Source organism: Pedobacter cryoconitis, assembly GCF_014200605.1.
Taxonomy (GTDB): Bacteria; Bacteroidota; Bacteroidia; order Sphingobacteriales; family Sphingobacteriaceae; genus Pedobacter; species Pedobacter cryoconitis_B.
Window position 1 is genome coordinate 485,951 of the sequence record NZ_JACHCE010000001.1, and the last position, 19,394, is coordinate 505,344.

Consider the following 19,394-nt stretch of genomic DNA (forward strand, 5'->3'; position numbering starts at 1 on the left):
GATTTTTCGACATTTTTTGTTTAAATGTCAAATTGTTTTATATTTGTGCTGTAATTCTTTATTCTATGTCTGCCAGTGAACCTATAAAAGATGATGCCATTCAGAAGCAAATATTGCAGGCTGCCAAGCAGTTATTCCAGGCACATGGGCTTCAAAAAGTAACCATGGATGATGTTGCTAAGGCTATTGGCAAAGGAAGGAGTTCCCTTTATTACTATTATAAAAGCAAGGATGAAATCCTGGATGCAGTAATGGACGATGAAATCAGAGAAAATCTGAATGCAGTTGCCCTTGCCATTGATCGTGCATCTTCTGCAGAACAAAAATTAAATGCATTTTATTTAACCAGACTGGCACTTTTGGAAAAGAGAAGAGCGCTTTACAGTGCGCTGGATGTTGGTATGGATGCGAATGAAATGTCCAACTTTAATAAGGCTAAACATGCAATTCATAAGCGTGTGGTAGAAAAAGAAAGTGCATTGCTGAATCAGATTCTGACCAATGGGATGAAAACAGGCGAATTGCGTAAAATAGCACCAAAGGATCTGGACGATCTGATTTTTGTATTATTGAGCAGCTTACATGGTTTGAAAAGAGAAATGGTACTTGATAATGACTTCAGCAGGGTAGAAACTGCAGTAAACGTATTATCCCGTTTGACTATTCATGGGCTAAAACAGTAAAAAAAATTTGCAGTAGTTTCGACAAATAAACAAATAATGTCGAAACGCTTAATTGGTAAAATGAATTATTGATTGATGAAAAAGAGATTATCCGATGAAAACTGAGCGTTTAACAAGTACATTCCGCGCTTTTGGTAACCGAAATTACCGCTTGTTCTTTACTGGTCAGTCTGTCTCTCAGATTGGTACCTGGATGCAGCGCACTGGTGTAAGCTGGGTCGTTTATACGATGACGCACTCTGCTTTTATGCTTGGGCTTACTGTTTTTGTCTCTCAGTTCCCTTCCTTTTTATTTTCTTTATTAGGTGGGATTGCATCAGACCGGTATAACCGTTACAAAGTATTGCTGATTACACAGATCGCCTCCATGATACAGGCTGTATTACTGGCCGTATTGGTTTTTACAAATCATTATACCGCCTGGGAAATACTTATTCTGAGTGGTATACTTGGGGTAATTAATGCTTTTGATGTTCCGGCAAGACAACCCCTGATCCACGAAATGGTAACTGATAAAGCAGATCTGCCTAATGCACTTGCGCTGAATTCTTCTATGGTGAACCTGGCCAGGTTAGTTGGGCCGGCTTTGTCCGGGATTATCCTGGTCAAATTTGGTGCTGGGACCTGTTTCCTTTTAAATGCTATAAGTTTTATTGCGGTGATCGTGTCACTGCTTTTAATGAAGCTGCCTGTCTATATTTCTGCACCGGTAAAAAAGAAGATCAGGTCTGAGCTTACAGAGGGTTTCTCTTATCTGAAAGAGACTTCTTCGATCCGTATGATGATGCTGATGCTGGGTCTGACCAGCCTTTTAGTACTGCCTTATAATACGCTCCTGCCTGTATTTGCCAAGGTGATCTTTAAAGGAGATGCGGCTACTTTTGGCTATATCAATAGTTTTATTGGGGTAGGGGCAGTGTTGAGCTCTGTATATCTTGCAGCTGTGAAACCTAAAGCCGATCTTAAAGTTATTTTACTGATCAACACGATAATTCTTGGGATTAGTCTGATGCTGTTCTCACATTTCAGTTATTTTCCTTTAGCGATGATATTTGCTGCTTTGTCCGGATTTGGAATGATGTCCCAGACCACAATCTGTCTGACGATTATACAGGTTGATTCAGACCCTAAAATGAGGGGCAGGGTAATGAGTTATGTGGCTATGGCTTACTTTGGAATGCTCCCGCTGGGCAGTCTGATAATTGGTGCTGTATCTCAAAAAATAGGTTCACCTGGTGCTATATTTTGTCAGGGGATAACCTCGCTGGTTATTGCTGCAATATTTTATAAATATCTGAGCAGCGACCGTCAGAAAAATTAATCAGGGATAGGCTGTATGAGTTTATTCCTTTCTAAAAGATTTGTAGATAAGATGAAAATTTAAGACCTGTTAATCAATAAAAAAAATGGAACAAAAAAATCAAAATACCGCACTCCTGGTGATGGATATGCAAAACGGAATCTCTGGTATGTTACCTGGGCCTGTCATCACAGCACTCACTCAGCATATTTCTGGAGCTATCACTTATGCACGCAGCAAAAATATGCCTGTTATTTATGTCACTGTAGGTTTCAGACCCGGATTACCAGAAATAAGCGATAACAATAAAAGCTTTGCTGCAGGCAAAGACCGGTTCAGTCAACTGGATATGGAAGAATTTACTAAAATCATGCCGGCACTTGCACCGCAGCAAGGTGATGTCGAAGTGCGTAAACGCCGTTACAGTGCCTTTACCGGAAGTGATCTTGAGGTGGTTTTAAGAGCAGCAGGTATTCAGCATATTGTACTTACAGGTGTTTCTACCAGCGGTGTCATGCTTTCCACTTTGCGTGAAGCAGCAGATAAAGATTATCAGATCACTGTATTAGCTGACTGCTGCGCTGATGGTGACGAAGAAGTGCACCGTGTATTATTAGATAAAGTTTTTCCGCGTCAGGCCGATGTATTAAAGGCTGGAGAATGGGCTGCCGGAATACAGCCATCCGCTTCTTAAATCAGTGGTTTCAGGACTCGCTTTTTAAGCAGAGGATTTCTTTAACTGAAATCCTCTGCTATGATCTTTTCTATATTTCTTTCTGCAATAGCAGTAATGGTTACAAAAGGGTTTACCCCGGTACTGCCGGGCAATAAGGAACCATCGCAGGTATATAGTTTATGATAACCTTTAAACCGGCCATATAAATCTGTCGCCCTGCCTATCACGCAGCCTCCTAAAGGATGATAACATATTTCGCCGTTAATACCATTCTTAAATAACAAACGGGCATAAGTACCTCCATTATCCTGATTTAATTTATCCATCAAATGTTTGACAGTCGCTATAGCAGCTGTGCTGAAATCTTCAGGTATTTTCAAGAGCACTTTATTGGTGAGGCTGTTGTAACTGAACTGGCCGCGGTTTGGGTTTTTAGTAATGGCCAGGTATAAAGAAGTCCAGGTTTCCATTTTCATGGGCATAGGTGAAATCTCGGCAAAAACCGGATGTTCTTTATTATCCCAGTCATCAATTGCCATGGTTGGGATGCAGGATTGTTTGCTGCCTGTACCTTGTTTAATGAAATTCCGGCCTGCCATTACATTCCCGTTATTTCCCCAGCCTTCACCTATGGTCTGATGCAGAAGGGGTAAAGTTCCCGTAGCTTTTGCTTTAACCATCAGTCCGGAAGTGCCCATACTGCCTGCACAGACAAAGAGATAGTCACAAATAAAATCCTGGGTAAACTCTGTATGGCCTTCCGTATTCAGGTGATCTGCTTCCAGTCTGTAGCCTTTATCAGTTTGATGGATTGCTTTTACGCTATGCATCGGCCTGATTTCAACGTTATTCGTTTTTAATGCCTCAGCAAGGTAAGTTTTGTCCAGGCTCTGTTTTCCTGCATTATTTCCATAAACTACTTCGCCATTTAAAGCAGACTGGTAAACCTCTTTTCTGCTTTCTTTTTCCATATAGCCGAAATCATAGACATTAGGTACGAAAACGGTTTTATAACCGGATTTATGGGCCTGATCTCTTGCGGTACGTGCAAATTTATAATAGGGGGTAGACTCAAAGAATTTTGGTGAAATGGAATTAACTTTCAGCATTTTATTGGCCAGCGGGAAATATTTATCATACATTTCTGCTGCATTGATTTCTGGAAGGATACTTTCAAAATAGGCTCTTTTAGGTACAACAGCCATTCCTCCGTTAACCAGTGAGCCGCCGCCAACCCCTCTGCCGACATAAACTTTCAGGTTATCAAAATCCATTCTGTCCAGTACGCCTGTATATTTTTTGAACGTAAAGACATTGGCAAAGGGGAGGATGCTGTGTGACTTTAACCAGGTAGAACGTTTATCCGGAAAAATGAGCTTAGAGAATGTATTATGGTCTTTACTGGCCGGCCAGTCCATGCCCATTTCCAGCATGAGTACCTTAATGCCTTTTTCGGCCATTCTTAAAGCAGCAACCGCAGCACCATAACCAGTGCCGATCACAATTACCCGATGGGATTCAGTTTCTTTTTTTGAAGGCATAGGAAAAGCTGATCCTATTTTTGAGGCGGTCAGTCCTATACCTAATACGATATTGCTCTTTATAAACTGTTTACGGTCCATCTGTTCTGTTAAATTGTTTGACAAAAACTATTAAACAAAATTGATGCCCTTAAATCGGGTAATTGACATGGATCTTTAAGCAGTCCTTATTTTAAATGCATCGGGATATCCGGCAGGCTTATTTTAAAATAAAGCTTGTTCAATTGCCTGGGCTTTATTGCCTGATACCTGATAGTCGTGATCAGCTTTATAGTAAAGCTCCTCATTTTCAGGAAGATCATAAACCATGCAATTGAATAAGGCAATACCGTATAATATTCTTTGTTTTTCGTGATCCTTACTGCCCTTTCTTATATCGGCTTTCCAGTCGTTGTCAGGATATTTTTCCTGATAAAGAGCTGTGAAAAAAATCAACCGTCTCTCCGCCTGATCAAAATTAAACCAGTGTGGTAATGCATACATGCCAGTACAGCTGGCCACTTTGTCGCGGGTACCTATTTCTTCATCGGTAGACTTACCGTAGAAAAAATACAGATATATCCATAAACCAGTCATGGCAAAGCCAAAAATGCTTCCCAAAAGAAAATGTCTGATTCCATTCTCAAAGGTCCAGTAAAGGAAAAAGGCAGCAAGCAGAAAGGTGAAAAAGCGACCATAAGCAGCTTTAATACTTTTAACATGCAGTGCCAGTTCTAATCCTGATCTTGTTCTGAAGGACGAAGAAGTTACATACATTGATGATGTCGGAAAAAGAGGAACGAAGAAAACATGGAAGAACTTAGTTTCTATCCTGTGGTTTTTATAATCTTCTATTTTTCCATAGAAGCCGGTACCAAATATGATCATGAGAGCGAATATATCCGGGTACAATATAAATTGAATTTTCCATAAAATCAATAGATTAATTAGATGTTGGTAGCTTTAATTAACAAATAATTAAAAAATACGTACAAAGACAGGTATTAGGCTTTAAGCTATTGAATAGCTATTTTTCCAATGACTTCTTCCAGCTCAGGTTCCAGTTCCAGATATTTTTCCAATAAAGTGACCTGATTTTTTGTCCTGTTTAAATTATGGCCTTCATATTTTTCACCGTAATAAATATCATTCTGAAGATAGTCTGCCAAAAAGCGAATGGCCTGCATGTAAATCAGGAACTTACCGGCATAGATAAAATAGTTTTTCTCAGCTGGGGTTAACACGTCACCCATTTCTTCCATGTACCCATCGTATATCGCCTTAAAGAAATCTTTCCTGACATTGACTTTTTTCAGGTCTGTTTCTTCTTCATTTGCAGAGGATAAATAAGTTCTCATCATATCACCTGCATCACTGATAAAATATCCAGGCATGACCGTATCCAGATCGATCACACAGATCCCTTTGTTTTGCTGGTCAAAAAGAACGTTATTAATCTTGGTATCATGGTGGATGACCCTTAGCGGGATCTCATTGCGTTCTACTATGTTTTTATAAGTAGTCACAATGTCCATATGCGCCATAATAAAAGCGATCAGGTCTTTGGCCTTCTCTTTCCGCTGTCCAGATGCATGGGTTACAGCATTTGCAAACTGTTCAAACCTTAAGGTCAGGTTATGGAAGTCGGGCAGGGTAATATGCAGTTGTTTAACATCAAAGTCATTCAGCAGTTTAGAAAACCTTCCAAATTGCCTGGCACCTTCATATGCTTCTTCTTTTTTGTTTAATACATTCAGCGAATGTGAATTTTCTACAAATGGAAATAACCTGAAATATCCTTCCGGGGTTTCTATGAGTGACTGACCGGATAATCCCTGCAACGGAGAAACGAAAAGATATTCAGGATGGGTTTTACTCAGATAAGATTTTAGTGCGGATATATTCTGATCTATATCATGCGGCTTTTTAAAAACAGACTGGTTGACCTGTTGTAAAATATATCCCTTACCTTGATGGGTTACTTTCCAGGTACGATTGATCAGACCATCTCCAAATAATTGTACATCACTTTCAACAGGTTGAATTCCGTACAATGGTAAAATTTGATCAAACATATATTAAGCGGGTTTATTTTTTATCGTAAACTCAAACTTAATCAATTTCGCTATCAGATTGTTGTGCAAACGTTTGTGTAAATTTATTTCTCCTTACCAATGATGAGCTCAGATTCTACAACTACGTTATAATAAGCAGTTTCCGAGTCAGTATCTCCTTTTGGCTTATTAATCAGGTCCAGTAAAATATCTGCTGCCTTCTTTCCCTGCTTATAGGGGAACTGCTCAACAGAAGCAATAGGGGTGAAGTCCATATAGTTGATCAGCGGCAGGTTGGCATAACTGACAAAGTCAATATCCTTATTGATCTGTATGTTTAAAGAGCGTGCATAACGGATGGCAAATAAAGCTACATAATCATTAAAAGTTACAATTGCCGTAGGCTTGCGTTTATGGTTAAGGAAGGTATCCATAGCCTCAATGGTACCTGCTTCTGTCAGGTCACAGTTTAGCATTAAAGAAGGATCAAATTTTAACCTGTGGGAAGTCATGGCTTTGATATAACCATTTTTTCTTTCTGTACTGGCTACTAAATTGGTTGGGCCGTTAATCATCCCGATGGTGCGGTGACCTTTCTTTAATAAGAAATTAACGGCTTCATAAGTGCCTGATTCCAGGTTAGATGCTACAAAATGGATGTTTTTAACCGGAGGGATACGATCAAAAAATACAATGGGAATATTGGATTTTTTAAAAGCTTCGAGATGCTCATAGGTATTAGTGGTTTTTGATACAGAGATCAACAGACCATCCACACGCTGCATTTTCATCTTTTCGATCAGTAATTTCTCCCTGTCGGCATCATCATGTGACTGGGCAAGCAGTACGGTATAGTTTCTTTTATAAGCGATATCTTCAATCCCACTGATCGCTGCTGAGAAAAAGGATTCAGCAAGTTCTGGCAAAATAACGCCTATAGTATGTGATTTACCCTGTAAAAATTGAATAGCTCTCTGATTAGGTTCATAGTTGAGTTCTTTAGCCATTTTTTTTACCCGCATCTTGGTGATTAAACCTATGCTGGAATGGTCATTCAGTGCCCTCGAAACAGTAGAAACTGAGATGTCGAGAAGTTTGGCTATTTCTTTTATAGTGGTTGGTTTATCTGACATTTGTTCCAAATGTTGCAATTATCTTTTAATATAAGTAATAAAAATGATTAAATAAAAAGCCCCGGCAATTAATGCCAGGGCTAATTGTTAGATATCAAATGATAAAACGTTAATAATCATTAATGAATCATCAGACCGGATCAGGGTAATTGGGTAAAATCAATAACCGGATGTGCAGCTCCGCTTGCAGGTCTGTTGAAGTTTTGCTTCAAAGCTACAGCATCACTAAAGAAACCACCATTTCTTAAAAAGAACTGATTGCCGTTCACGCCACCGCCAACATCTTTTCTGTAACCTCTGTTTGCGATATCATCACCAGTAAATTTCATGCCTGTAATTTCTGTCCAGTTCCCTTGTGTATCTATAGCCCACTGGTTTGCATAATTGGCTTTTCGCTCTATATTACCCATTTCAGCATTGAAATTCTCCAGGAAGGAGTACATTCCTTTTAACCGGGTATTGGTGGCAGGACGTTCAAAACTTGCAATTAAAGTCCAGTTCCCATCGGCGGGTTTGAAATAAGAGGTATATATGGTTTTATTTGTTGCTGCATCGGGCTGTGCCCTGGTTAGAAAGGCATAGGTTTTACCTGCAACCCATGGATAGACCAGATAACTTTGTCCGCCAGAACCTTCGTTACCAAATTCGCCACTCTGTACAGCTGTACCTTTTTTAATCAGTCTGATCTTTTTGTCATCAGGTATCGTAGCAGGATCATCTGTAGGGAAAGGGCTCCAAAGCGAGAATAACACCCGGCGCTCGGTAGCTGAATTGACCTGGATGCCGAAATAACCTTCACCAAAACCGTTAGACATAAAATAAGAACCTATCGGATCTGAACCAACCGGGACATTGATCTCGTTGTAAAACCATTCTACATTATTTTTAATGGCATCAGGGATTACATAGTTGACATGGACAGAAGGCCCTCTGCGCCCCCAGTAGAAACGGGAGTCAATATTATCTTTGACATAGGATACAGAATCGGTTACCGGTTTTCCACTGATGATCAGATCAGAAACATCACCAAAATAATTACCGGTTTTGCTGATACCCTGTATATCAAAGCGGGTATAACCTTTTGTGGTGATATTGAAATTTCCAACTGCTACGGTATCAAAAGATGTATTTGAGGCGGTTGCGGTGATAGATTGTGTACCTGTTGATACTTTAAAACTGCTGTTTCCTGAAGGGACCTTCATTCTAAGCTTAACTGTGATAATCCCCGGTGTTTCAGTTCTGAAGTAAACACTGGTTACTGCAGCGGAATTGGTCCAGTTTGCCAGCCCGTTGTTATTGATCACTTCGCCTGAAGTTGTTTTTACCCAGGCATTTCCACCTAAGGCAATAGCAATTTTTGGCCCGGTGGCCACAAAGTCGTTAATTTCCTGAGGTGTTTTGGTTTGGTCACCTTCATTGGGGCTACTCTTTTTACAGGAGGTTGCAATCACCAGCGAGAGTAGTGATAAGGATAAGATTATTGTTTTCATAGGATTTTGGTTTTAATGCCGATTGTAATAATTGATAGATCTGAACCCTGCTGATTCATCAGGGTTCAAATCTAAAATGTTTAACCAGGGTTTAAAAACGGTCTGATTTTAAGGATTCTGGACCAGGTTACCATTCAATGCAATATCATTTTCAGGGATGAAGAAAATAACACGGGGATCAGTATAAGGGATCTGCTGTGTAGTTTGCCCCGAAGCCAGATGTGTACCCGGATAATCTCTGTTCAGCGTCCTTTTATTTCTGAAAACATCAAACTTACGCTGTGATTCGAAAGCGAATTCCAGTCTGCGCTCATCCAGGACCACATCCAGTACATTGGTATAACCCATCATATTACCCGAAGAAAATAGTGCATTTCCACTTAATCCGGCGCGACTTCTGATAATATTGACATCTGCAAGTGCATCATCCGGTCTGCCCAGCTGGTAAGCACATTCTGCCCTTGTCAGATACATTTCTGCTAACCTTAATACTACAGGGGAACTTAAAGTTTCGTAACCTTCCTGAAATGAATATTTATTGATGAAATATTTAGGGTAACCATTTCTTTTCTGCAATACAGGATTACCCTGTGCATCAGTTTTAACGGTACCATCCGGGTTTTTTTCATATTGCGGAACAACAAATGAATTGCGTAAATCTTCAGGGAATTTATTAACTAAGGCCCTGTAAGATTGAGAAGCGTACATTTCACCATAACCAATTGCCCCGCCCCAGTACATCGAACCTATTGCATCATCCAGACGGTCATCTTTAAGTACATGTCTGATGGCAAAAATAGTTTCTGAGTTTCCTTCGGGAACACTGGTGAAATATTTTGGATATCCGGACGAAGCGAACAGAGAATACCTGCCGCTTTTAATAATCCGGTCTGCATAATCAAAAGCATTTTTATAATCCCCCATGTACAGATAGACTCTGCTCAATAAAGCCATGGCAACTTCTTTTGAAGCAAAGTTATTGTTCTTTGAACTGTTCATCAGTTTAATCGATTTTAATAAATCGCTGATTACTAAAGTATAAATGTCTTTTACTTTTGATCTGGCAGGTAATTCTTTGACATCGGTATTGGTTTTAAGCATTACCCCCAAAGATTCGCCGTTATCATCTGTATAAGGACGGCCAAAAAACTTGACCAGGTCAAAGTGGACCATTGCTCTTAAAAAGTAGTTTTCTCCAAGCAATTGATTTCTCACGGGATCATCACTTTCCACTACTTTTTCTATCACTACGTTAGTGCCATAAATAGCCTGGTATGCTTTACGCCAGAAGTTTTCTACATTCCCCTGATTTTTCTGATGCTGATAGTTATAGGCATAGAATAAGGGATCTGTAGTGGTTCCGCTCAGTGAAACATTATCACTGGCATATTCAGAGAAAATATGGTAGTTACGTACATAATAAGGGTCTTTAATATAATTATAGGTCCCAATAGTGGCAGATTGAAGCCCTTCGAGTGTATTGACTACATTTTCATTAATGATCCCATTATAAGGAGGCAGGATCAGGTCTTTTTTGCAGGCTGTAACAGACACCATAAGTGCCATCGCTACGATTGTTTTATAGCTGTTAATCATTTTTGTCATCTTTAAATCAGGGTTATACTTAAAATCCTATGTTAACACCAAATAATATCTTTTTGCTGATCGGGTATTTAGTACCGCTGCTTCCGCTTGTATTTGGAGTAGAGAAAATTGTAGCAGGGTCCAGGTCGGAAACTTCAGGGTCCATACCTGAGAATTTGGTTAAAGTAACCAGGTTATCTGCACTTACATAAACTCTCAGACTTGAAACTTTAAGTCTTTTGGTAATTGCATCTGTAAAATTATAACCGAGTGTGATATTACGTAATCTCAGGTAAGAGCCATCTTCCAGATACCTTGAAGACGGTTTGTTTGATAATTTATTCCCATTCACTACAGCTTTTGGATGTGTCGCAATGTCTCCGGGATTTTCCCATCTGTTCCAGCCGTCTTTTAAGACCATGCTGTTGTATTGCGGATAAGCTCCATCGGCATCAAATACTTCACGGTTTCCATTATAGATCTTGCTGCCATATACAAAATTGAAAAATGCATTTAAGCTGAAATTCTTATAAGTGAACTCGTTGCCCATACCACCGGTGAATTTTGGTGATGAAGTACCCACATATCTTCTCTCGGCAGCGTTATAGTTGTTTGTCGTAGTTGTTGTACCATCTGCTTTGGTCATATACCATAGCGGATCACCATTGGCCGGATCTACACCTGCCCATTCTCTGGTATACCATGAATTCATATCATGGCCTACAGCAATATTCTGGTTGGCAAACCTGGCTATAGGCTGATCCAGATAGAGTTTGGTTACCCTGTTTTTGTTAAAACCGATATTGAAACTTGTATTCCATTTAAAGTCACCTGTGAAATTTTTAGTACTTAACTCAATATCAATTCCCTGATTTTTAACAGACCCGATATTTTGCAGGTAACTGTAAAAACCAGTGGCAGCCGAAAGCGGTACATTGATAATCAGATCTTTATTGGTACGCTGGTAAACATCGACACTTAATTCAATTCTGTTCCAGAAACCAATATTAAATCCGGCATTGACGGTAGTAGGGGTTTCCCAGGTTAAATCATAATTAGCGATAGCAGAAGGGTAACCTCCCGGGATGTTTGCATATTGAGCATCGAAATTATATAACGGTAATGAACTGTAATCTCCGTTAGGCGTATTACCGGTAACTCCATAACTACCACGTAATTTCAGATTCGTAATGACACTGGATTTGAAAAATTTCTCATTGGAAATTAACCATCCGCCGGCAAGAGAATAGAATAAGCCAAATTTATGGTTTGCACCGAATTTGGATGATCCGTCATTACGCAAAGAAACTGTTCCAAAATAGCGGTTATCATAATTATAATCTGCCATGAAAAGCTCAGAAATAAAACGGCTTTTTGATTTACCGCCTCTTAACAGGTAGGGGGTAGCCGTTGAATTCAATGTTTCCAGACCAGGTTGGATACCATAACCTGTTCCGTCAATATTGTCCACATAGTTTTGCTGATATTCAAAACCTGCAATTCCAGATAAATTGTGTTTTCCAAAACTATGGGATGCATTGAATAAATTGGAGGTAAGCACACTATTTGCATAGTTATATAAGTTCCTCAATTCTCCCAGATTACCTTTCCCGGTTGGGGTACGGGCATCATTCAGAATTTCTCTTCTGGTATTGCTGGTTGTATAGCGGTTTGAACTTGCAAAATTTAACCAGTCAGTCAGCTTATATTCCAGTTTTAAGTCACCAGCTAAGGTCTGGCCTCTTTCATTGTCTACATTATAATCATTCAGATAGACGAAATTGCTTTTATCGCGTCCGTACCACTGGCTTTCCTGATCAATATATCTTGGCGTACCATCGCTATTGTAGGGATTATCCCAGGGTACATTGGTATAGGCCTGGTAAAGCGCCCCGGTGCGGTCATCAGTTCTTTTGCTAAAGCCTGCATTGATCCTGGTGGTAATTTTAAAACGGTCATTTACTTTATGATCCAGGTTGACCCTGAAATTGATATTGTTGTAGCCTGTATTAACCAGTGTACCTTTTTCATCATAGTAATCGGCACCTACATAAAAATGTGTTTTTTCATCACCGCCCGAAATATTAATGTTCTGGCTATTGGTATAGGCCTGTCTGAAAGCTTCTTTTCTCCAGTCTGTATTTCCAGGATTGGAAGGTAAAAATCCTGATAAATAAGCAGCGCTGGTTAATGGAAGTGCCTTTTGGGTCAGATAAGCATCTATCTGCTGTTGTGTAGGATTTGGGGTGGTAGCCTGAAGCTGTTTGATATAACTGGCCCTTTTTGTATTGTAATCATTGGTATACAAATAGGTGCTGTAATCCAGTAATTGCTGACCATTCATCAATTGGAAGTTGCCCTGAGAAGCGTTGTTAATTCCGTAAGAGCCACTGTAATTGATGCTTGTTTTACCGCTTTTACCTTGTTTGGTCGTGATAACGATTACCCCATTTGCAGCTCTTGAACCATAAAGTCCGGTTGCACCTGCATCTTTTAATACGGTAATGGATTCAATATCCCTTGGGTTGGCAGTACCGCCAATTACCCCGTCTACAACAGTAAGAGGCTCCATATTTGCACTAAAAGTACCTGTACCCCTTATTCTGATGGTAGCCGGTGTTCCTGGTTGCCCTGAAGAAGAGGAAACTGCTACCCCGGCCGCTTTTCCTTGTAAAAGGTTAGCCGCATCATTGCTGGTTACATCTAAAAGCTGTTTAGCAGATACTGTAGAAACAGAACTGACAATCTGTGACTTGCTTTTTGAGGTATAACCAACTACAACAACCTCATCCATTTGTTTGGAATCGGGTTTAAGGCTTATATTAATTGTGTTTTTACCTGACAGGGCAATATCCTGCTGCATGTATCCGATATAGCTGAATTCTAAAATTACATCGGTAGTCGTTTTTAGTACAAATTTACCGCTGACATCAGTAATGGTACCATTTGTCGTTTTCCTGACTTTTACGGATACCCCTGGCATAGCAAGGCCCTGTTCGTCTGTCACTTTTCCTGTAACAAAGGTTTGAGCGAAGGTGATACCGGAGCAGAATGTAAGCAGTAAGATGATTATTGCTTTGGTTAGTTGATAGAAGGAAAGCTTTTTGCGCTCGCCTGACGGTGGGAAAACCCGGTTCAGTACCGGATTAATCGGTGTGTAGAGTTTTGTCATGCAGAAAAATGTTAAGATTTGGTTAGTCATCCCGGGAGAAGGAATTTCCGATAGCTTCTCTTAAGGAATAATTGAAGGTATAAAGCAACAGGCGTGTATAAAGTATTTAAACAGCGCTAAATCCACGCAAACGTTTGATATGTTTTATGAATGCGTCTGATCGCTAAAAAGAAAAAAAACAGGTAAATGCAGGGTATTTTCGAATGATATATTCGAATAAGTTGTAATTCACAGAAAAAATCATCGTTTTTACAAAATCGTCTGATTTTTAGCTTTGTTTTTCGGGAAAACCGTGTTTTATAAGCACGATCAGGCTTACACAAACCTCTTATTTCGGCATAAGCAAACGTTTGCGTGATAATTGAAGTCTGTCATTTCATGGCTTGGAAGGAAAATTTATACCTTGTAATCACCAACGGGAGGTTTAATTAACCACTGAACCTCCGGTGTCTGCTTAAAAAATATTTGAACAGCATCTTAATAAAGAAATAAATGGACAGAAGAGAAATCTTTAATATTCTTTTTAATGGAAGTATGGTCAATGTGCCAATTGTTCCAGAACCAGATCCGGTTTTAGAAACTCCTGCATATTTAAGAACTGACCAGGCTATTCCATTCTTTAAAGAATGGACAGCGCTGCCGGCAGAAGATAATTTCAGTCCTGAATTTTCTGTGGAATATGCTTTCACGATTATGCTGGACCTGAATTATCCTGCAAAAGCACCTAACCAGGAAAATGCTATAGTCTGCAAACAGTTTATGCTGGGAATTAAAAATGGACATTCCATACAGGCAGGTATAAATGAACAGGGATATCTTTTTATAGATAAGGTGGTTGATTTGAGAGCCATTGAAAAAGATAAACTGCTTACGGGAATTCAGCTTGTTCTGGCTGTTAATCCACTAGGTACGGGGATGAGCTTCGCTAAATTGAAAATCATGGACAGGGCAGGCCTGACACTTTCTACTTTGAAGTCCATGCAGTATGCAACTACCGACTGGGCCGGGGATATAAAGATCACAGATCCGGATTTTAATTTCCTGCGGATTGAAGGCCTGAAGGCAGTTCATCATACGGATACTTCCTATCCGCAGTATCCATACAAAAGACAAGACACAATTGAAATAATAATATAGCTAACCAATTATCTGAACTAAAAAAAATTATGAACAGACGAGAATTTGTAACATCAACTACGCTCACTGCAGCAGCATTGACTATCCTGCCAGAAAAATCACTTTTTGCCAATTATGCTGGAGAGAAAGTTAAAATTGCAATGATGGGCGTTGGTCTGCGCGGGCAAAATCACCTTGCTTTACTTCTAAAAAGAGATGATGTTGAATTAGTTGCTATCTGTGATGTAGATTCAAGAATGCTTGATATGGCTAAGGCCCTGATCACTAAAAGCGGAAAACCTATGCCTAAGATCTTTACAGGTGATAACAATGCCTGGAAAAAAATGCTTCAGTTAAAAGATCTGAAATCTGTTTTGATTGCTACCCCATGGGAATGGCATAAAGCAATGATTATCGGTTCTATTGAAGCAGGTATAAAGTATGTCGCTACAGAAGTAGTGCTGGGTATTACCCTTCAGGACCACTGGGATGTAGTTCATGCTGCGGAAAAACATGATGCACACGTGATGATGCTCGAAAATGTTTGCTATAGAAGAGATGTACTTGCTGTTTTAAATATGGTAAGACAGGGTATTTTCGGAGAGATTCTGCACTTACAGGGCGGTTATCAGCACGATTTGAGAGAGGTTAAGTTTAATGACGGTATAAAACCTTATGGTGGTGGCGTAGAATTTAATGAAAAAGGATTCTCAGAAGCCAGATGGAGAACAAATCACTCGGTACATCGTAATGGTGAGTTATATCCGACACATGGTATCGGGCCGGTGGCTCAGTGTATCAATATTAACAGGGGAAACAAGTTCCTTAAATTAAATTCATTCGCTACAAAATCCAGAGGCCTGCATAAATATGTGGTAGACAAAGGAGGGGAGAGCCATCCGAATGCAAAAGTTAATTTCAGACTAGGTGATATCGTAACTACGACTATTGATTGTGCCAATGGAGAAACAATTATCCTTCAGCATGATACGAACTCTCCAAGACCTTATTCTCTGGGTTTCCGTGTACAGGGAACGAATGGGTTATGGATGGATATTAATGATAGTGTATATGTAGAAGGCGTGAGCAAACCACACCGATGGGACAGTGCGAAAGAATGGTTGGAGAAATACGATCACCCGCTATGGAAAAAATATAGCAGTGATGCAGAAGGTGCAGGTCATGGTGGAATGGATTTCTTTGTACTGCACGCTTTTATTGAATCTGTAAAACGCGGTACACCTACACCATTAGATGTTTATGATGCAGCAGCATGGAGTGCAATTACCCCTTTAAGTGAGCAGTCAATAGAACTGGGCAATGAAACTATTGATTTCCCTGATTTTACCAGCGGACACTGGATGACCAGAAAACCTGTTTTCGCTTTAAACGACGATTATTAAGCCCTGCATAAACCTTAATTAACAAATAAGCCGGTCAATTCATTGACCGGCTTTGGGCTTATATAAACAGCCCTGGCAATAATTAATTTGTAATTGCAGACTACATGTTTATATTTGTGTACACGGAAATGGTGTCTTCCGACTTAACCGCCCTAAAAAGCTGATGGCGCCTGCAAAATTAATCTGATGAGCAATTCAGTTCGTTGGAATAAATTATTTGTAGGTATATATGAAAACTTTTAACCATCTGATCCGCTGGACACTTTTAATCCTCCCTATCGCTATTACTATAGGAACTGTAGTTGCCTTTTTTCTTTGGTTGCTGACTGCCGCAATACATTTACGTTTTCAGTATAAATGGCTGCTCTTTTTATTGCCTTTTGCAGGGGTACTGATTCATTTGATTTATCAGTCTGTAGGAAAGTCTTCTGAAAAGGGGAACAACCTGATTATGGACGAAATTCATGAAAGTGGCGGCGGGGTACCCTGGCGTATGGCCCCGGTAATTTTGGTGACTACAATTATTACGCATCTTTTTGGAGGTTCGGCCGGCAGAGAAGGTACAGCAGTCCAAATTGGGGGAAGCATTGCCGCTATGTTTGGGAAATGGTTTAACCTGAATGAACAGGATACTAAAATGGTATTGACAGCAGGTATTGCTGCGGGATTCGGGGCTGTTTTTGGTACACCTGTAACAGGGGCTATTTTTGCGATGGAGGTACTGACGCTCGGCAGGATTAAATACGATGCTTTGTTTCCAGTTCTGGTTGCCAGTATAATCGGTGATTTAACGGTTTCTGCCTGGCAAATTCACCATACGGCTTATCATATCGCTGTTTTACCGCAAACACCCTACTTTTTATCAGATTATCTGCCAATAGATCTTTTGCTGTTGAGCAAAGTGATTGCCGCATCAGTCGTATTCGGACTGGCCAGTTACCTGTTTTCTATAACAGTCCATCAGGTAAAGAAAGTTTTTGCAAAACTGTTTAAAGTGAGCTGGATGATCCCTTTGGCTGGTGGTTTGATCCTGATCGGGTTGACTTATCTGATTGGTAAACCAGATTATTTAAGTTTGGGTGTGGACGCAGAATATCCGGGGGCAGTTACTATTCCTTCTGCATTTATACAGGGAGGGGCTGATACCTGGAGCTGGCTTTGGAAAACAATTTATACGACTTTAACTTTGGGAACAGGGTTTAAAGGAGGAGAAGTTACTCCTTTGTTTTACATCGGTGCAACTTTGGGAAATACGCTTTCCGCATTGCTGAATGCACCGGTAAGTTTATTTGCAGCTTTAGGGTTTATTGCAGTTTTTGCAGGGGCAACCAATACACCTTTAGCCTGCACCATGATGGGGATTGAATTGTTTGGCGGTGAGTATACTTTATTCTTTGCTGTTGCTTGTTTTACATCCTATTTTTTTAGTGGTCGTTCGGGTATTTACAGTGCACAGAGGACCGCTGTGCCGAAGATCTTTGATGAGCGTTTGGGTCTGATTGAAGATGTTCAAAAACAGGGTTTTATGAAGCGATTGTTATCAAGATATAAAGGCTGATTCAGACCTGAGTAACAAAATCATTATAAATATTTCTTTGTTCGGTTTAGCAAGGTATTATGCGGATATTACTTCAGGTTATCGGTGATTACTTTTTGTGTTTATGAACCTTGATTTGTTAACCTCACCTTTGATGGCAGAAGAAAGAATTTAATGTAATGTCAAAGAATAAATTAGACGAAACTGACCAGATATTAGTGCATACTGCCCGCTCGATCCTGCTGATCACTGCGCTTTTTATGATTTGCAGCGCAATTCTGATCAGCGTTTTTCTATGGAATGGGGAGGAAAAGAAGAATTTGACGGATACCCCGCAGATATTAACTGATCAGATAGCTTCGCCACGTAAAAAAACTGTTCCGGTCAGTTCTGCTGATCAGGACTGGAAAGCTCCTGATGAAAATACAATTCCAGCCGGGAAAGCCGGAGAAATGATCAGATATGGAAAAGACCTGATCGCCAATACAGCCAAATATTTTGGTCCCAACGGCTCTGTTGCAGCAATCAGCAATGGAATGAATTGTCAGAATTGCCATTTGCAGGGAGGTACAAAAATTTTCGGTAACAACTATGCTGTCTTTTTTACCAGTTATCCTAAAAAGAGTAACAGATCTGGTCAGGTTGTTCCGGCTTCAAACCGGATTGCAGAATGTTTTGAACGCAGCCTTGCCGGGAAATTCCCGGATGCATCCGGCAAAGAAGTACAAGCTATGCTGGTTTATTTAAAATGGGTAGGTTCGGGAGTGAAAAAAGGAGATGAGGTTTTTGGGACTGGTTTTCAGAGGTTGAAATATATGGACAGACCAGCTGATCCGCAACGTGGAAAAATGATATATGCTTCAAAATGCGTTTCTTGTCATGGAGAACATGGTGAGGGGGTACGCACAGCTGACCAGGCAAATTATACTTATCCGCCATTATGGGGAGAGCATAGTTATAATGATGCAGCAGGCATGTACAGGCTGAGTAATTTTGCAGGTTTTGTTAAGAACAATATGCCTTTTGGAGCTACTTATAAAGATCCACAGCTGACTGATGAAGAATCGTGGGATCTGGCCGCTTTTGTAAATTCCCAGCCCAGAAAACATAAAGATCAGCATAAAGATTATCCGGACTTAACTAAAAAACCAATAGATGCACCATTTGGACCTTATGGTGATCAATTCACAAAGACTCAACATAAATACGGTCCGTATCAGCCTATAGCTGATTATTATAAATCCTATAAAAAATAAAAGATGAAAAAAACAATCCTTATCTGCAGCCTCTTTTTGATGATAGCTGGCGCAGCAACAACAGGTTTTGCGCAGACAAAACCACAGGAATTTACTGGTGCAAAAGCTACTTTGAAAAATTATAAAGCACTTTATATTTTAAATAGCGGAGATGAAAAGAAAATAACCGGTACACTCAGAAACATGAAAAATGCTTTGGAAGATCCCCGTCTGAAAGGAAAACTGGATTTAGAGCTGATTGTTTTTGGAGATGGGGTAGCTGTATATGATAAAAATGGAACATTTGAGAAGACTTTAAAAGACCTGCAGGCCAGGGGTGTTTTATTAGCCCAATGTGAAAACACGATTAAAGAGAGACATATTGAGAAAAGCTCTTTGTTTGATTTTATCAGTTATGTGCCAAGCGGTAATGGAGAAATTATTATCCGTGAATATCAGGGCTGGGCAGTTGTGCACCCTTAATCTATCTG

General features: G+C 39.9%; 15 protein-coding genes and 1 riboswitch. Of the genes, 8 read left to right on the forward strand and 7 right to left on the reverse strand.

Annotation, left to right across the window (positions count from 1 at the left end; translation table 11 throughout):
* The first annotated feature begins 65 nt into the window (after positions 1–65).
* From HDE68_RS02285 to HDE68_RS02295, 3 genes are all read left to right on the forward strand, one after another.
* A complete protein-coding gene (locus HDE68_RS02285) occupies positions 66–683 on the forward strand; it encodes a TetR/AcrR family transcriptional regulator (protein ID WP_183878496.1) in 618 nt (205 codons plus the stop codon).
* Positions 684–777: 94 nt separating this feature from the next.
* Positions 778–2,004: an MFS transporter gene (locus tag HDE68_RS02290; protein ID WP_183878498.1), complete on the forward strand. Its 1,227-nt coding sequence runs from the start codon at positions 778–780 to the stop codon at positions 2,002–2,004.
* Positions 2,005–2,089: 85 nt separating this feature from the next.
* On the forward strand, positions 2,090–2,677 hold the full coding sequence (locus HDE68_RS02295; protein WP_183878500.1) for a cysteine hydrolase family protein: 588 nt from the start codon (positions 2,090–2,092) through the stop codon (positions 2,675–2,677).
* 41 nt (positions 2,678–2,718) lie between these two features.
* Here the strand turns inward: HDE68_RS02295 and HDE68_RS02300 are convergent, their stop codons facing one another.
* The 7 genes from HDE68_RS02300 to HDE68_RS02330 all read right to left on the reverse strand — a co-directional run bounded on the left by HDE68_RS02300 (position 2,719) and on the right by HDE68_RS02330 (position 13,612).
* Complete coding sequence (locus HDE68_RS02300; RefSeq protein ID WP_183878501.1) at positions 2,719–4,281, reverse strand: GMC oxidoreductase; 1,563 nt, start codon at positions 4,279–4,281, stop codon at positions 2,719–2,721.
* A 123-nt stretch (positions 4,282–4,404) separates the two neighbouring features.
* Positions 4,405–5,067, reverse strand: coding sequence for a hypothetical protein (locus HDE68_RS02305; RefSeq protein ID WP_183878503.1), 663 nt, complete (start codon positions 5,065–5,067; stop codon positions 4,405–4,407).
* A gap of 128 nt (positions 5,068–5,195) precedes the next feature.
* The gene (locus HDE68_RS02310; protein WP_183878505.1) at positions 5,196–6,254 is read right to left on the reverse strand and encodes a phosphotransferase enzyme family protein; all 1,059 of its coding nucleotides are present in this window, start codon (positions 6,252–6,254) and stop codon (positions 5,196–5,198) included.
* Between the two features lie 83 nt (positions 6,255–6,337).
* Positions 6,338–7,366, reverse strand: coding sequence for a LacI family DNA-binding transcriptional regulator (locus HDE68_RS02315; protein ID WP_183878507.1), 1,029 nt, complete (start codon positions 7,364–7,366; stop codon positions 6,338–6,340).
* Between the two features lie 140 nt (positions 7,367–7,506).
* Positions 7,507–8,856 (reverse strand): DUF3472 domain-containing protein, encoded by a 1,350-nt coding sequence (locus HDE68_RS02320; RefSeq protein WP_183878509.1) that lies wholly within the window; start codon positions 8,854–8,856, stop codon positions 7,507–7,509.
* Positions 8,857–8,964: 108 nt separating this feature from the next.
* Positions 8,965–10,452, reverse strand: a complete 1,488-nt coding sequence (locus HDE68_RS02325; RefSeq protein ID WP_183878511.1) for a RagB/SusD family nutrient uptake outer membrane protein — start codon at positions 10,450–10,452, stop codon at positions 8,965–8,967.
* A 28-nt stretch (positions 10,453–10,480) separates the two neighbouring features.
* On the reverse strand, positions 10,481–13,612 hold the full coding sequence (locus HDE68_RS02330; protein ID WP_183878513.1) for a SusC/RagA family TonB-linked outer membrane protein: 3,132 nt from the start codon (positions 13,610–13,612) through the stop codon (positions 10,481–10,483).
* Between the two features lie 492 nt (positions 13,613–14,104).
* On the opposite strand from HDE68_RS02330, the gene HDE68_RS02335 reads away from it, so the two are divergent.
* The 5 genes from HDE68_RS02335 (at position 14,105) to HDE68_RS02355 (ending at position 19,386) form a co-directional block, all read left to right on the forward strand.
* On the forward strand, positions 14,105–14,749 hold the full coding sequence (locus HDE68_RS02335) for a hypothetical protein (protein WP_183878515.1): 645 nt from the start codon (positions 14,105–14,107) through the stop codon (positions 14,747–14,749).
* Between the two features lie 29 nt (positions 14,750–14,778).
* Complete coding sequence (locus HDE68_RS02340) at positions 14,779–16,131, forward strand: Gfo/Idh/MocA family protein (protein ID WP_183878517.1); 1,353 nt, start codon at positions 14,779–14,781, stop codon at positions 16,129–16,131.
* A 115-nt stretch (positions 16,132–16,246) separates the two neighbouring features.
* A riboswitch (Fluoride riboswitch) is annotated at positions 16,247–16,311 on the forward strand.
* A 49-nt stretch (positions 16,312–16,360) separates the two neighbouring features.
* Positions 16,361–17,689 (forward strand): voltage-gated chloride channel family protein, encoded by a 1,329-nt coding sequence (locus HDE68_RS02345; protein ID WP_183878520.1) that lies wholly within the window; start codon positions 16,361–16,363, stop codon positions 17,687–17,689.
* A gap of 158 nt (positions 17,690–17,847) precedes the next feature.
* Positions 17,848–18,924, forward strand: a complete 1,077-nt coding sequence (locus tag HDE68_RS02350; RefSeq protein ID WP_183878522.1) for a c-type cytochrome — start codon at positions 17,848–17,850, stop codon at positions 18,922–18,924.
* Positions 18,925–18,927: 3 nt separating this feature from the next.
* Positions 18,928–19,386: a DsrE family protein gene (locus HDE68_RS02355; RefSeq protein ID WP_183878524.1), complete on the forward strand. Its 459-nt coding sequence runs from the start codon at positions 18,928–18,930 to the stop codon at positions 19,384–19,386.
* Positions 19,387–19,394 lie beyond the last annotated feature (8 nt).